Origin of the sequence: Dyadobacter flavalbus (assembly GCF_006149045.1) — a bacterium.
GTDB lineage: Bacteria > Bacteroidota > Bacteroidia > Cytophagales > Spirosomataceae > Dyadobacter > Dyadobacter flavalbus.
Genome location: NZ_VBSN01000066.1, coordinates 115,549 through 130,827 on the forward strand (window position 1 = coordinate 115,549; position 15,279 = coordinate 130,827).

Consider the following 15,279-nt stretch of genomic DNA (forward strand, 5'->3'; position numbering starts at 1 on the left):
CTGTTTATCCGAAGGTTAAGCTGAGTTATCAACAGGAATATTTTTGCAGCAAACAGCCATCATTTACGGCATAACTTCTACTTCGCTGCTTTTTGCAGCTCTGCATCCAATGTTTGATTATCCGGAAATTCCTGCGGTATCCAGCGGTTTACGATCTTGCCGTCAGCATTAACAACCATAAAAGGATAGCGGATATCAATGGCATATTTTTCTTTCAGCACTTCAATGTTTGCGTCAGAAGCCCAGAGATGTTTTACGCCGGCTCTTTCTTTAGTATACTTTTTCCAGGTTCTCAACGGAATTCCGGGCGCGACCAAAACATAGACAAACGTTACTTTGCCGGCATATTTATCTTCAAGCACTTTCAGCCCGGGTTCGTGCTGGCCGATGCTGAATGAAAAAACCATACAAACGGGTTTGCCGGAAAGCGAGGAAACCGTAACTGAAGAACTGTCGGGAGCCAGCAGCGTAACCTCCGGAACGGAAGCGCCCGGCTGCAATGATTCTTTTGTCCTGATGAGCTTGGAAATATATTCCGAATACGGCGATTGCGGAAAAGTGGTTTTATAATCGGCAAGAAGTGTTTTGCCCGTTTCTATGGAAGGAATGGCCGTAGCGGCGTAATTAAGCCAGTAGGTAAGCAAATATTCCTTTTGTTTCGGGTAAGCGGCCAGTTTTTCTTTACTGAAAGCGTACACATCCTTCAAAGCTTCCGGGCTGATTTCATACCGCGAACCGGATTCAAGCGGAAACTTGCGTGTGGACGGAATCAGTGCCCAGTTGCGCAGTTCGTCGCGGTAAGCCTGGCTCAGCAATGCGTCGTCGGGTTGGATCTTGAAATCGGACAATGTAAAATCTTCCAGTTCTTTCCGCTGTGCTGCATCCAGTTTCACGACCCGGTTGCGGCGCATGATTTTTTCCTGAATCAGCCGGCGCATCAAGGAAGGTTCCGTGTTTGTCGTTGCCATTACATAAGCCTCAAATGCCGGAACGACCGTATTGGAACTTTTAAATTTCTGAAACGCGTTCAGCCGGACCTGTTTCAGGCTGTCGCTTTGCTGCACGACGCTTTCATTATTGATCTGCGAAGGCTTGTAGCCGAATACGGGCAGATACTGAAACTGATTTTCAAGAAAATAACTTTTCAGGAAATCCTGATATGCGGCATTTTTTCCGGAAAAAGAAACATCCGCGTTGTCGGAGAAGCTGATATTCAGTTCGTCGCCCGGCTGCACAAACAGCATCCAGGTTTTATTGACACCGTTTCCGCTGTACTGCAGTCGCATTATTTTAGGTTCATTCAGTTTGACGACGGCTTTTTCACTCGTTTTTTCGTTAAAGTTTACGGATGCTGCAGTTTCCAGGCGGGTATCGGCAAGCCCGGTGCCCAGGTTGGGATGAAAGTGTACATCTTCCAGAATGAGTGTGGCAATGGCGGGTCCTTGCTTTGAGGCTGTTAAAGTCAGTGTGGCTGTGTTCTGGGCATTTGCAATAAATCCGGTAAACAACAGTATTATAAATAGTGCTTTTTTCATTTTGTGTATCCGTGAGAAGTATAGAATGTGAATGTGATTTTTAAAAACTATGCCAATATACGTAACATAAATGTGCCAAAGCCCTCAACTTATTTTAACTTAGCCTTTCCATTTCTGTTTATTTTCAGATGAGCCGCGTATCTGTTTTTCAATTCAATGCCCTTCGTTCCCGCTTCGAGGGAGAACTTTATTTTGACAATTCTACCGTACATGCTGCGCAGCGTTCCGTTTACGCAACGGATGCTTCCGTTTATCAGGAACTGCCGCTTGCCGTTGCGCTGCCGCGTACAACCGAAGATATTCAGCGGCTTATAGAATTCGCGGATGCAAATAAAGTTACGCTGATTCCGCGTGCAGCCGGAACTTCGCTCGCCGGACAAGTTGTGGGAAGCGGGATTGTTGTGGATATTTCAAAGCATTTCAACCGCATTCTGGAAGTCAATGTGCAGGAAAAATGTGTAAGAGTACAGCCCGGCGTGATACGCGACGATTTGAACAAACATCTTGCGCAATACGGACTGCTTTTCGGGCCGGAAACGTCCACGGCAAGCCGGGCAATGATCGGCGGGATGATCGGGAACAATTCCTGCGGGCTGCATTCCATAACCTGGGGTTCTACAAGAGATCATCTGCTGGAAGTAAAAGCCTTGCTTTCAGACGGAAGTGAAACGGTTTTCAAAAATCAGCATGTTGCCGACTATACCGGTGCAATCGCAGGAAAGCAAATAAAAAGCCAGCGCGAGCAAGCCATTCGTGCGGGCATGTACGGCCTTGTTTCCAATCCCATAGATCAGGAACTGATCCGAAAAGAGTTTCCAAAGGCAACCGTAACGCGCCGGAATTCGGGTTATGCACTGGATGCGCTGGTCAGCAATTTTAATAAAAATGAAATCAATCTTTGTAACCTCATTGCCGGCTCGGAAGGGACTTTATGTTTTGTTACCGAGGCCAAACTGGCTTTGGTGGATGTGCCGCCGGCTTCGGTAGGCGTTGTCTGTGTTCATACCAGTTCGCTGGACGAATCGCTTTTTGCCAATCACATTGCCATGAAGCACCGCCCGAAAGCTTCCGAACTTGTGGACCGGTACATCATGGATTTTACAAAAGAACATACGGTTTATTCACAAAACCGGTTTTTCATGGAAGGCGATCCGGCGGCTTTGCTGATGGTCGAATTCTGGGGAAATAGTGAAGATGAAGTCAGAGTACAAGCCGATGCGTTGGTTAAAGAACTCAGGGAAAATAAACTGGGCTATGCTTATCCGCTGCTGTTCGGGAAAGATGCCGACAAAGCGTGGGAAATCAGAAAGGCCGGATTAGGACTGATCCGGAACCTTCCGGGCGATACGCAGCCGGTCAATCTGATTGAAGACTGCGCCGTTGCTGTTGAAGATTTGCCCGCGTATATTGCCGAAGTCGAGATTTTGCTGAAAGAGCATGGATTGCACGCTTCGTACTATGCACATGCCGGTGCGGGGGAACTGCATGTGGAACCCATGATCAATCTGAAAACGGGCGAAGGCAAGGAGCTGTTCCGCAAAGTACTGGCGGATACGGCAAAGCTGGTGAAAAAATACAACGGTGCACTTTCGGGCGAGCACGGCGACGGGCGGCTCCGGGGCGAATTCATTCCGTTTATGATGGGCGAAGAAGTGTATGAAATGTTTCGTCAGGTAAAAAGGATCTGGGACCCGAAAGGGATTTTCAACGCCAATAAAATCGTGGATACGCCTCCGATGAACGAATTCCTTCGTTACGAACAGGATAAGCCTCAGCCGAAGATTGAAACGACATTTGATTTTACAAAAGAAGAAGGCATGCTGCGCCTGTCCGAAAAATGCAGCGGTTCGGGCGATTGCCGCAAAACGGAACTGACCGGCGGAACCATGTGCCCGAGCTACATGGCCACACGCCGCGAAAGGGACACGACAAGAGCCAGAGCAAACATCCTGCGGCAATATCTGACACCGGACAACAAAGTGACCGAAATTGCGCCTACGCAGGAAATGGTAAGGGAAATTCTGGATTTGTGCCTGTCGTGCAAAGGCTGCAAATCGGAATGCCCGTCGAGCGTGGACATCGGGAAAATGAAAGCGGAATTTACGCAGCAGTATTATGAAACGCATGGAGTACCTTTAAGAAGCAAACTCATTGCAGGATTTTCACAGCAAATGAAACTGGCTTCCATTGCACCGTGGGCGTTTAACAGCGTATTCGGGACGCCTGCATTACGGAAAATGGCCAATAAAATGGTCGGGTTCCATCCCGACAGAAGCATGCCGCTGCTGCACAGGGAAACGCTGATGCAATGGTGGAAAAAAAGAAAAGCTGGAAAATCAGTCAATGATACAAATGCGGATTTCAGCCGGAAAGTATATCTGTTCTGCGATGAATTTACGAATTATAATGACGTTGAGATCGGCAAGACAACGATAAACCTGCTTGAAAAACTGGGCTATGAGGTTACAATTCCTGAACATGTTGATTCCGGAAGGTCTTATCTTTCAAAAGGGTTTGTAAAGGAAGCGCAGAAACTGGCTGTTCAGAATGTGGATTTGCTCAAAGACTTGATTACATATGATACGCCTCTGATCGGAATAGAACCATCCGCCATACTGTCTTTCCGGGATGAATACCTTGCGCTTGTTCCTGAAACTCTGAAAGAAAGTGCAGAAAAGATTTCTGCAAATGCAATGCTCTTTGAAGAATTCATAGCCCGTGAAATTGATACAAAGCGCATTAACAAAAATGTTTTTACACAAAAAAAGCAACTTATCAAGTTGCACGGGCATTGTCACCAGAAAGCATTGTCTACTTTATCTGCATCCAAAAAGGCATTGTCACTGCCTGAAAATTACCAGGTTCAGTTAATTCCTTCGGGTTGCTGCGGTATGGCCGGTTCTTTCGGGTATGAAGAGGAACATTATGAAGTTTCCATGCAAATAGGAGAACTTGTTCTTTTTCCAACAGTACGAAAGCAGCCGGAAGAAGTGATTATTGCGGCTGCCGGAACCAGTTGCCGGCATCAGATAAAAGACGGGACAGGACGTTACTCAAAACATCCTGCCGAAATTTTATGGGATGCACTGATCAAATAGCCTTATTCAGTTCCGCGGACATGTTCCATAATGGTATCCGAATGCAGTTCCTGTGTTGTATCAGAAGCAACAGAGTTGGAATCAGCAGAAGCATTGGTAACGGAAGGTGGCTCCGATTCACGGAAACTTTCATTATGATTGAAAAATCCACCCCAGAATGCTATTCCCATCAGTACAATTCCGACGCCCAGAATGTATTTCCACACATTTTTGGTATTCTTGGTTGCTCTGGTTTCTTTGTCTGTTTCTCGCCTGTCCATAGGTTCAATGATTTAGTTTATTCATGCACTTACCAAATTTGTACCAAGCCTCAATCAGCGATTTTAAAGCTGTTTTTATAACATTGTGTTGATAAAATTTCCCCTAGCCAAGTACAAAAGGAATTTTATAATAAAACGCTTGTGTTTGATGTTACCTAGTAAAATATCCGGCTTACCTTCGTGATTTTTCTAACAAAAAGTAAAGTTATATAGCCATTCGCATGAATAATTTCAACAAGTTTTCCCTTTGCCTGTCTGTCTTGTTTCTGTTTGTCGGGCTGAGCGGCTTTGCTCAGGATACGCGCAGCTTTTTTTCAGTAACAGGCGGTTACAGCTTGCCGGTTGGCGAACTGGCGCGGGAAAAACTGAACGATCCGCTTGCGGGCCTTGCAGGTTCCGGTTATTTCGGACAGGTAAATTACGATTTCAGGATTGCAAGATGGCTTGGGCTGCGTGCTTCGGGAAGCATGAATATCAACAAAACCAATTCAGCACCGATTGTTGAAAAAGCCAATTCTTACGCACAAGTGCTTGGCGAAAGTTTTACATGGCAGAACAACGTTTCAACATGGAAGCTGAATGCGGCCATGATCGGGCCGGCGCTTTACCTTAACATGAACCGGGTACAGATTGAAGTGCATGCGCAGATCGGAAAGGTATGGGCAAAATCCCCGTCTGTGGAAATGACCGGTATTTCGGAATCCGGCGGCGAGCCTGTTAATGTAAGCCTGCGTTCTGTTTCAACGAGTGCATACGGACTTGGCGGCGGCGGAAGCCTGCGCCTTCCATTGGCCGGAAAACTGTTTTTTCAGATAAGCGGGGATATGATCGGCGCTCAGGCCGAAATCAAGAATGTTTCCATCCGGGCTGTAAGAGGAAGTTTTGATCTATCTGAAAAAATAAGCGAAAAGCGCTTCATCGGTGTCGTAAATGCCGGAGCAGGGTTTGGGATTGCGTTTTAACGTTCTTTTGTGAGATGTAAAAAGTAAAATGTAAAATGTGAGAAGTTTTTTGGAGGCAGGGGAGAAGTAAAAATGTTTTTTGTGAAAAGTGAGAAGTGAGATGTTTTTTTGGATAAAGGAGGAAAGAAGAAGTGAAATATCGAACCATGCCCAATATTTCCCTCCATCCTTTTTACCCTTTTCCTTCCTCCCTTCTCACCTTTCCCTTCTCACCCTTTACATCTCACATTTCACAAAAATCCCTATTTCGCGAACCAAAGCTTCATTTTCATATCATTCTTTCCGCCCTGATTCGATAGTGCCGAGGAGAAGTTCTCGTAGTTCAGCGATTCTTCCGAGCTTGGATAAGGCAAGCGTGTCGGAATGATGTTCTGATTCGTATTCAGAACAGGCGGTGAAAGTGCCGGAAGTCCTGTTCTGCGGTATTCGGTCCATGCTTCTACACCTTGTCCGTACAATGCAATCCACTTTTGTTCCATAATCTGCACATAACTTTCAGCTCCGGTTTTCAGGGCATTGGCCGTAAGGTATGCAGGCGGAACGGACAGTTTGTACTGGGCGAATGAAGCCGTGATTGCATCCGTGTAATTTTTGGCAACGTTTCCGGCGATGGTTATTCCTTTATAGGCAAATTCCGCTTTCAGAAACAGCAGTTCCGCATAAGTCATGATAACGCCCGGGGCAGTGGCAGCAACGAAATAATCGCCGACTTTGGAAGTTTTGGAAAGGCCAAGTGCATTGGCATCCGATGACGACAATCCGTTCGGAACGCCTTTGTATTCGCCTCCGTCCGCAGGTTTATTGGCATATATGGCCAACCGCGGATCATTCAGTGCAAGCAGCTTGTTTACAAGCGTGGCGCTTACACGGTGATCGTCGCGTGTTTTGCGGTTCTGGTTGATCGGATTGTTGTTGTTGGTTGCGTCCAGATAATTAAGCTGCACATTGTCGGCAACGGATTCCAGAACGGGATACTTTGCCGGATCGCTCAGGATGCGGGTGATTTCTGCCTTTACATCAATCGGCGCATCCGCTTTGTCGATCATGCGGCTAAGCACGCGAAGGCTCAGCGAGTTTGCAAACTTTTTCCATTTATTAAGATCACCGTTGAACAGAATGTCGCCTGCAATGGCTTTATCCTTGTTTGCCGCATCGATCATTTCTCCTGCCGCTTTCAACTCTGCAATGACGCCGGCATACACGTTTTTCTGCGCATCATACTTGGGCAGAAGATTTCCTTCCAGACCCTGAATGGCATCCGTATACGGAATGTCGCCGTAAATATCCGTCAGCAAAGAGAAAACCCACGAACGCAGAATCATTGCAACCGCCTGATAATTGGTATTGCCCGATTCCTGGCTGATTTTATAAATGCGCTGATAATCCGCAAGCGACTCAATGTAGAGCGTTTGCCAGCCCGTTGTGTAAACATCGCTTGAAACGGTATACTGATCAATATCCGTGTACTGAATGCGCGCCCAGTGCTGCGAAAAACCGTCGCCGATATCCTGACCGATAGAACCGCCCCAGTATAGATCCACGGCACTCTGGATTCCGTGCGGCAAAAAGAGGTCGGCCGTTCCGGAGGCTGCGCTGTTGTTATTGGTATTTATTTCATCAAAATCACCCGTACATGCAGACAGACACAAAATGGAAGCTGCCAGCAAGGTTTTTGATCGTAAGGAATATAGGATCTTTTTCATTTTGAAAATCAATTGGATAAATACTTATAAATTGAAACTGATGTTAAAACCAACGGTTCTGGTGGTCGGGATCTGTCCGTTTTCAATTCCCTGTAAATTTCCGTCGTTGTAATAACTGGTCTCCGGATCGATGTGCGGCAAGTTGCTTTTCAGCAGCGCAAGGTTTCTTCCGACTACCGAAATGGCGATGTCACGGAAAGGCAGCTTTTTGAAAGCCTGTCCGGAAAGCAGGTAAGTAAACTTCACTTCGCGGAGTTTTACATAACTGGCGTCGAAAATGGTGTTTTCGTTGTTGGTCAGCAGGTAATATTTGTGGTGATATTCTTCCGAGGAAATGCGTTTTTCGTTGCGTACATATTCCGGATTTGCAGCGGTGCCGATGTTTACGACGCCGTCGCCTATGATCCCTTCTTCCCGTCCGAGCGTCGTTTCTTTCAGAACTCCCGTGTAACGTCCGATGTTGATGGATTGCGAGAAAATGTCGCCGCCGTGTTTTACATCAATCAAAGTGCTCAGCGAGAAATTCTTGTATCTGAAGGTATTCGAAAATCCGCCGATCCAGTCCGGTGTGAAATTTCCCAGAACGCGGCTGACAGGATCAATCTGCGGGTAACCCTGTGCATCGTAAACAATATTTCCTTCCGGATCGCGCAGGAAACCTTTTCCGAAGAATGTTCCGTAAGGCTGGCCTACACGCGCTTCAACGGACAATCCGCGGAAACTGTTTGTCGTAGTCGCCTGCGTAAGCGCATTGTAGCTGGTGTTGAGCTGATACGTTGTGAGGTTATTGGCAAGAGAAATAACCTTGTTTTTGTTGCGCGCCCAGTTCAGGCCGATGTCCCACTGGAATGCACCGACTTTTACCGGCGTTGCAGTGAGCTGGATTTCAAAACCCTGATTTTCGATTTTTCCTGCATTCAGCAGTTTGGAAAGGTAACCGGTCGCATTGGAAATGTTGACGTCCAGAATCTGGTTGGAAGATACTTTCTTGTAATAAGTAATGTCCAGGCCGATTCGGTTCTGCCACAAACGGATATCCGTTCCGATCTCGTAAGAAGAAGTAATTTCCGGTTTAAGCTCGGCGTTCAGCAAGGCGTTGTTTTCAGACAAGCTTGGCGTGCTTCCCCATGGATTTTCATATTTGTAAGTACTCGCAAGCCGGTAGGGATCGGTGTCGTTACCCACACGCGCCCAGCCTGCCCTTAATTTTGCAAAGGACAAAACAGATGATTGAATGTCAAACATATCTGTAAAAACCGCACTTACAGCCGCAGAAGGGTAGAAGTAGGACCGGTTGCTGCTCGGCAACGAACTCGACCAGTCGTTACGCGCAGTAAGGTCTACGAAAAGATAATTGCGGAAGCCAAGGTTGGCCGATGCATATAAGCTGTTAACCGTCTTCCGGATAAAGCTGTTTTCCGTAACCGGCCGCTGACGTGAATTTCCCATATTGAAAACCCTTGGAATCGCCAGTTCGGTAGCGCCCATGTAATTGCGCTGCGCATAATTGGAGCGGTGATTTCCTCCGATGTTTGCCGTAATGTCAAACGCTCCGAACTTGTGCGTGGCATTCAGAAGAAAATCGGAGTTGGACTCGCGCACAAAAATCTGTTCTTCATTGTAGGCGTCAAACAAGGCCGAAGCGCCGATTCTGGCCTGGCGTGCAGCGGTTTTTGTCTTGCGACGGTCTTCATAAAAGTCCGTTCCGGAACGTGCAGTCAGCGAAAGCCAGTCGGTGAACTTGTAAGTCGCCGAGAAGTTTCCGTACAAACGGTCGCGTTCGTTGGCACGCGTACTTTCGTTCAGCAGATAATACGGATTTGTCCAGTAATTGTCATTCCAGTTATACTGATAAATGCTTCCCGGTTTCTGATAATTTTTAAGCTGCTCCATATCCACCTGACGGCCAAACCAGATAAAGTACAAACCGAAGTTGTTGCGGTTATCGCTTCCGTCTTTTACATAATTTCCGGTCGCACGCACGCTCAGTTTTTTGGTCAGGTTCCAGCCTGCGTTCAGGGAAACGGTTCTGCGTTTGTAATCCGTATTGGGCAGAATTCCGGTCTGGTTAAGGTCTGTAAATGAAAGCCTGAAATCCGCTTTGTCGCTTCCTCCGGTAATGGCAATGTTGTTGGTAAACGTTTTTCCCGTTTCAAAAAACTGGTTTACGTTATCCGGATGTGCAATCCACGGCGTAGGCGTTCTTTTGCCGTCAGCTCCGATCGGAGAATCAAATTGCGGAAGCAGCCTGCCGTCCAGCCTCGGGCCCCAGCTTTCGTCCACACCGTCGTTAATGCCGCCGCCGGCCCCGTCTACATAAGAGAAAAGCCCTTTTGCGCCCTGACCGTATTCATTCTGCCATTCGGGCAACCGGAAAGGACTTTCAAATGCCGTATTGGTATTAAAGGAAATACCGATTCCTTTGGAGCCTTTTCCGCTTTTTGTTGTAATCAGCACCACGCCGTTTGCTCCGCGTGAACCGTAAAGGGCTGCGGCGCTCGGTCCTTTCAGTACGCTGATGGATTCCACATCGTCCGGGTTGATGGAAGCAGCGGCATTTCCGTAATCCACGCCGGTTCCGGAGCCGAAGTTGCTGTTGTCCACCGGAACGCCGTCCACAACGAACAGGGGCTGGTTATTGCTTCCGATCGAACTTGCTCCGCGGATAATCATGCGTGAAGACGATCCCGGCGCACCGTTGGAATTCGTAATCTGAACACCGGCGAGTCTACCGGAAAGAGAGTTGACCAGATTGGTTTCTCTGGCCTGCGTCAGCGTCTTTCCGCTTACTTCCTGAACGGCGTAACCCAATGCCTTTTTTTCGCGGGCGATACCAAGCGCAGTCACAACGATTTCACTGAATTGCGTGGCATCTTCTTCCAGCGTAATTTCCAGGAACGTTTTTGAGCCGACCGGAACTTCCAGCGACTTGTACCCGATAAAGGAAACGACGAGCGTGGCATTGGCAGGCGCGTTCAGAGTGAACTCACCGTTGGCATCCGTCGTGCTTCCCCGGCTGCTGCCTTTGATCAGAATGCTGGCCCCGGGCAGACTGCCGTCGTTGGACACCACTTTCCCTTTGATGTCTAGCCCCTGTCCGTATCCTGCTCCGGCGAGCAGCATCAGAACGGACAGAAAACTCAGCGTAAAGACTTTTTTCATAGTTCAGTATTTAAGAGTGAAAATAGTTAGGTAATTGATCCGTTAAAAGAATCATATTTTACGATTATCCAAATTCAAATAATATTATGTTAGATAAAAGCATTTTGGTAAAATATTAGTTGTAAAATATTACATTATTCAAAATATAATATTTATAAACGATATGTTTATATTTGAAAAGGATGTTTGAACAAAAGCCCTGTTTTTTATCGTCATTGACCGGCATTATTTCCCGTCAGACAGAAAAAAGGTTGTCAAACACGCTTTTAAACTGATCATTGGAGTACGGGGCGTTTGAATTGCTATATTTGCATCCGGTTCTAAAACAAATGGCTGTGAGCCGTTTATTATTCTGAGTATTCCATATAGCTTAAATGAAGGTTCTTAAATTTGGCGGCACTTCTGTCGGTTCGGTTGACAGTATCAAAACAGTAATCAGTATACTCGAAAAAAATCTGGAAAAAGGAGAGCGGATTGCCGTTGTATTTTCTGCAATGGGCGGCGTTACAAACCGTCTGATCGAAATAGGCAAAATGGCCGCTTCCGGAAATACGGAGTATACGGAATTCCTGAAAGTGGTGGAAGAAAGGCACTTTGCCGTTGTGCGCGGACTCATTCCCGTAAAAAGTCAGAGCAGTACTTTCGCCGGCGTAAGAGGCTTGTTCAACGAGCTGGAAGATATTCTGCGCGGCGTTTCCTGGATTCGCGAACTTTCGGAAAGAACGCTGGACCTGATCATGAGCTTTGGTGAACGCCTGTCAACGCTTGTCATCACCGAAATCCTGAAAAGCAAAGGCATAGCCGCCGAATTCTGCGATGCCCGCCAGATCATTCATACCAACGCAACGTACGGTATGGGCGACGTGAACTTTGAAATAACCAATCGCCAGATTCTTGAATATTTTGCAAAAACGTCCGCTTTACAGTGCGTTACAGGATTCATTGCATCTACGGCGGAAGGCATAACCACAACGCTGGGCCGGGGCGGTTCCGATTATACGGCATCCATTCTGGCCGCGGCACTGGATGCAGACGTTATTGAAATATGGACGGATGTGGACGGCATGATGACGGCCGATCCGCGCAAGGTGGCCAATGCCTTCACGATTCCTTCCATTTCTTACGCGGAAGCCATGGAGCTTTCGCATTTCGGTGCAAAAGTGATTTATCCGCCGAGTCTGCAGCCAGCCTTTGCCAAGAACATCACGCTGAAAGTTCTGAACACATTCAATGTTGATTTTGAAGGAACTTACGTGCAGAAATCGGCAAACGGCAAGGATTATGCAATTACGGGTATTTCTTCCATTGATGAAATTGCGCTTGTGAATATTCAGGGTAGCGGAATGATCGGTGTTGCGGGTATTTCGGGAAGGCTGTTTACGGCACTTTCCAGTAATGCGATCAGCGTCATCCTGATTTCGCAGGCTTCCTCGGAGCATTCCATCTGTTTTTCCATTGATCCCAAAAACGCGCAGCGTGCAAGTGATATTCTTGAAAAGGAATTTGCAACCGAAATCAACCTGGGTTACATCGACAGCATTTCCATTGAAAAAAATCTTTCCATCATCGCCATTGTCGGAGAAGGAATGAAGAAAAGCTCCGGCGTTTCCGGAAAGCTGTTTTCCGTCCTGGGTAAAAACGGGATCAATGTGGTGGCAACCGCGCAGGGCTCTTCCGAGCTGAATATTTCCGTTGTGATTGCCAAAAGCGACTTGTCCAAAGCACTGAATGCCATTCACGGCGTATTTTTCCAGTCAGAAACGCGTTCGCTGAACCTTTTTATCGTCGGAGTAGGATTGATCGGCGGCACTTTGCTGGAACAGATCCGGAACCAGACTACTTATCTTCGGGAAGAGAAATTGCTCAATCTGAACATTGCCGGACTTTCCAATACCAAAAAAATGCTGCTTGCGCCGGACGGCATCAAGCCGGAAAACTGGCGTGACCGCGTGATGGACGAAGGCGTGAAAACAAGTCTGCCCGCGTTCGTGCAGCGCATGATCGAGCTCAATTTGCCGAACAGCGTTTTTGTGGATTGTACTTCGGATAAGGATATTGTTCAATATTACCATATGCTGCTGGACGCCAGTATTTCGGTTGTGACACCCAATAAAGTAGCCAATTCCGGAACCTATTCGGAGTATCTTTCTTTGCAGCGGACTGCGCTTCAGCGAGGCGTAAAATTTCTGTATGAAACCAATGTAGGCGCCGGTTTGCCGATCATCAATACGATTCAGGGATTGATGGCCAGCGGCGACAAGTTCCTGAAAATTGAAGCGATCCTTTCCGGGACGTTATCCTATATATTTAACAACTTCGGACCGGGCGTTCGCTTTGCGGATGTTGTGAAAGAAGCCAAGGCAAAAGGATTTACGGAGCCCGATCCGCGAGACGATCTGAGCGGGGCGGATGTAGGCCGCAAAATACTGATCCTTGCAAGGGAAGTAGGTGTTCCGCTGGAATCGGAAGAAGTGAAAATCTCACAGATTCTGCCCGGAAACTGCCTGAACGCCCCGACTGTGGATGCATTTTTCAGGGAACTGGAAATATCAGATTCCTACTTTGCCGATATTCAGTCCAAAGCGGAGGCAAAAGGGGAAAAGCTGAGGTATATCGCAACGCTTGAAAACGGCAAGGCTACCATTGAGCTGAAAACAGTAGATTCCGGCCATCCGTTTTACACCTTGTCCGGAAGCGACAACATCGTTTCTTTTACAACAGAACGTTACAAGGACCGTCCGCTCGTAATCAAAGGGCCGGGCGCCGGTGCAGAAGTAACGGCTTCGGGCGTATTTGCAGATATCATGAGTATCAGTAGCTATTTGGGCTAGAAGGTTTTAAATTGTGTTGTTAACAAAGCAATTGATGCAATGAGCAACAAAAAAGTACCGGAATCGGTCAGAGAACTTACAGAGGAATTTGTCAGCCGCATGAGAGAGTTTTATGGCGAACGGCTTGACAAGATAATTCTGTTTGGCTCCTATGCGAGAGGCGAGGAGCATGAAGATTCTGATGTTGATTATCTTGTCGTTTTGAAAGATGAAGAAATTAGAACCTATCACGAAATTAGTTTGCTCTCACCAACTACTTTCGATATATCCCTTAAATACGCAATATCCGTTTCTGCTGTTCCTGTTTCCAAATTTAAATTTGATCAAGTTGGATCATCATTGGTCCAAAACGTAAGAAATGACGGCATTTTGCTATGAACGATCACACACTTGAAGATATAGTTAATAAAGTAAAAATGTTTTTAAATGAAGCGCAGCATCTGATGACTTGTGAAGGGTATTATGGAGTCATGAGCCGCGCTTACTATGCAATGTTTCACAGTATGCAAGCTTTGCTTTATATAAGGAACATTGAAGCAAAATCACATAAAGGAGCACATAATGCCTTTCATAAAGAATTTATATCAACTCAGATAATAGCAAAGGAACACGGCCTGGCTTTAAAACGAAGCTTTGAAAAACGCCAGTTCAGCGATTATGATTACGATGAAGTTTCACAGGAAGATGCAAAGGAATCGCTTGACGATGCCGCTCGTTTTGTAGAAGCCGTTATACAGTATTTAAAGGAAAACAATCATTTACAGTGAATTCAGTTAAAGCTTTTGCTCCTGCAACGGTTGCCAATGTTGCCTGCGGATTTGATATATTCGGTTTTGCCATTGAAGAACCCGGCGACGTGGTGGAACTCCGCCGACGCGACGAACCCGGGATTGTCATTACGGATATTTTCGGGGATGAAGGCCGGCTGCCACGGAATGCAGAGAAAAATGCGGTGACTGTTGTCATGCTCCGAATGCTTGAACATCTGGGCATAAAGGATTTCGGATATGAAGTAGTGCTGCATAAAAACATGCCTCTGGGCAGCGGAATGGGTTCCAGTGCGGCCAGTGCGGTGGCCGGCGTTATGGCCATGAACGAGCTGCTCGGCAATCCGCTTACGCGTCAGGAGCTTTTGCCATTTGCCATGGAAGGCGAACGCATGGCATCCGGTTCCGCACATGCCGATAATGTAGGGCCGTCATTACTGGGCGGATTTGTGGTGATCAGAAGCTACAACCCGCTGGATATTTTTACGATTCCGGTTCCGGATGATCTGTATTGCACGCTTGTACATCCTGATATTGAAATCAATACAAAGGACGCGCGGTTTATCCTGCGCAATGAAGTTTCACTGAAAAACACGATTGCACAAATGGGCAATGTCGCCGGTCTCGTTGCCGGGCTCATGAAAGCGGACTATGAACTGATCGGCCGTTCCATGGTGGATGTAATCATTGAGCCGGTGCGGTCCATCCTGATTCCCGAATTTAATGCAGTAAAGCAGGCCGCCATTTCCAACGGTGCGCTTGGTTGCAGCATTTCAGGCTCCGGGCCGTCCATGTTTGCACTGAGCAGAGGAATGGAATCTGCGGTAAAAGCGGGAAATGCCATGCAGCAGCAGTTTTCAGAGGCCGGAATAGAATCCAGCGTGCATGTAAGCGCCATTAATAAAGGCGGCGCAGTTGTGCTGGAAAAAGAATGAAGACGGTAAAAACCGCTTGATCGTTA

The 15,279-nt window shown here is 47.0% G+C and carries 10 protein-coding genes; 6 read left to right on the forward strand and 4 right to left on the reverse strand.

Annotation, left to right across the window (positions count from 1 at the left end; translation table 11 throughout):
- Nucleotides 1–77 precede the first annotated feature (77 nt).
- Nucleotides 78–1,535, reverse strand: coding sequence for a thioredoxin domain-containing protein (locus FEM33_RS21070; RefSeq protein WP_139013959.1), 1,458 nt, complete (start codon nt 1,533–1,535; stop codon nt 78–80).
- A gap of 128 nt (nt 1,536–1,663) precedes the next feature.
- Here FEM33_RS21070 and FEM33_RS21075 point away from each other — a divergent pair, with 128 nt between their 5' ends.
- A complete protein-coding gene (locus FEM33_RS21075) occupies nt 1,664–4,633 on the forward strand; it encodes an FAD-binding and (Fe-S)-binding domain-containing protein (RefSeq protein WP_139013960.1) in 2,970 nt (989 codons plus the stop codon).
- Nucleotides 4,634–4,635: 2 nt separating this feature from the next.
- Here FEM33_RS21075 and FEM33_RS21080 read toward each other — a convergent pair whose 3' ends face one another.
- The gene (locus FEM33_RS21080) at nt 4,636–4,893 is read right to left on the reverse strand and encodes a hypothetical protein (RefSeq protein ID WP_139013961.1); all 258 of its coding nucleotides are present in this window, start codon (nt 4,891–4,893) and stop codon (nt 4,636–4,638) included.
- A 221-nt stretch (nt 4,894–5,114) separates the two neighbouring features.
- Here FEM33_RS21080 and FEM33_RS21085 point away from each other — a divergent pair, with 221 nt between their 5' ends.
- On the forward strand, nt 5,115–5,855 hold the full coding sequence (locus tag FEM33_RS21085; protein WP_139013962.1) for a hypothetical protein: 741 nt from the start codon (nt 5,115–5,117) through the stop codon (nt 5,853–5,855).
- 242 nt (nt 5,856–6,097) lie between these two features.
- Here FEM33_RS21085 and FEM33_RS21090 read toward each other — a convergent pair whose 3' ends face one another.
- Nucleotides 6,098–7,558, reverse strand: coding sequence for a SusD/RagB family nutrient-binding outer membrane lipoprotein (locus FEM33_RS21090; RefSeq protein ID WP_139013963.1), 1,461 nt, complete (start codon nt 7,556–7,558; stop codon nt 6,098–6,100).
- A gap of 24 nt (nt 7,559–7,582) precedes the next feature.
- Complete coding sequence (locus FEM33_RS21095) at nt 7,583–10,720, reverse strand: SusC/RagA family TonB-linked outer membrane protein (RefSeq protein WP_139013964.1); 3,138 nt, start codon at nt 10,718–10,720, stop codon at nt 7,583–7,585.
- A 374-nt stretch (nt 10,721–11,094) separates the two neighbouring features.
- On the opposite strand from FEM33_RS21095, the gene thrA reads away from it, so the two are divergent.
- Genes thrA through FEM33_RS21115 form a run of 4 tightly spaced genes read left to right on the forward strand, consistent with a single transcriptional unit; the run spans nt 11,095 to nt 15,253 of the window.
- Complete coding sequence (thrA, locus tag FEM33_RS21100) at nt 11,095–13,551, forward strand: bifunctional aspartate kinase/homoserine dehydrogenase I (protein WP_139013965.1); 2,457 nt, start codon at nt 11,095–11,097, stop codon at nt 13,549–13,551.
- Between the two features lie 39 nt (nt 13,552–13,590).
- Entirely contained in the window at nt 13,591–13,929 is a 339-nt protein-coding gene (locus FEM33_RS21105) for a nucleotidyltransferase domain-containing protein (protein WP_139013966.1), read from the forward strand.
- On the forward strand, nt 13,926–14,318 hold the full coding sequence (locus FEM33_RS21110) for a HEPN domain-containing protein (protein ID WP_139013967.1): 393 nt from the start codon (nt 13,926–13,928) through the stop codon (nt 14,316–14,318). Before FEM33_RS21105 ends, FEM33_RS21110 begins: the two co-directional genes overlap by 4 nt.
- A complete protein-coding gene (locus tag FEM33_RS21115; RefSeq protein WP_139013968.1) occupies nt 14,315–15,253 on the forward strand; it encodes a homoserine kinase in 939 nt (312 codons plus the stop codon). The genes FEM33_RS21110 and FEM33_RS21115 overlap by 4 nt, the downstream gene beginning before the upstream one ends.
- Nucleotides 15,254–15,279: the final 26 nt, after the last annotated feature.

Excerpts from the sequence above, each read along its gene's own strand:
- FEM33_RS21070 (WP_139013959.1), bottom strand. The coding sequence starts at position 1,535 with ATGAAAAAAGCACTATTTATAATACTGTTGTTTACCGGATTTATTGCA.
- FEM33_RS21075 (WP_139013960.1), top strand. The coding sequence starts at position 1,664 with ATGAGCCGCGTATCTGTTTTTCAATTCAATGCCCTTCGTTCCCGCTTC.
- FEM33_RS21080 (WP_139013961.1), bottom strand. The coding sequence starts at position 4,893 with ATGGACAGGCGAGAAACAGACAAAGAAACCAGAGCAACCAAGAATACC.
- FEM33_RS21085 (WP_139013962.1), top strand. The coding sequence starts at position 5,115 with ATGAATAATTTCAACAAGTTTTCCCTTTGCCTGTCTGTCTTGTTTCTG.
- FEM33_RS21090 (WP_139013963.1), bottom strand. The coding sequence starts at position 7,558 with ATGAAAAAGATCCTATATTCCTTACGATCAAAAACCTTGCTGGCAGCT.
- FEM33_RS21095 (WP_139013964.1), bottom strand. The coding sequence starts at position 10,720 with ATGAAAAAAGTCTTTACGCTGAGTTTTCTGTCCGTTCTGATGCTGCTC.
- thrA (WP_139013965.1), top strand. The coding sequence starts at position 11,095 with ATGAAGGTTCTTAAATTTGGCGGCACTTCTGTCGGTTCGGTTGACAGT.
- FEM33_RS21105 (WP_139013966.1), top strand. The coding sequence starts at position 13,591 with ATGAGCAACAAAAAAGTACCGGAATCGGTCAGAGAACTTACAGAGGAA.
- FEM33_RS21110 (WP_139013967.1), top strand. The coding sequence starts at position 13,926 with ATGAACGATCACACACTTGAAGATATAGTTAATAAAGTAAAAATGTTT.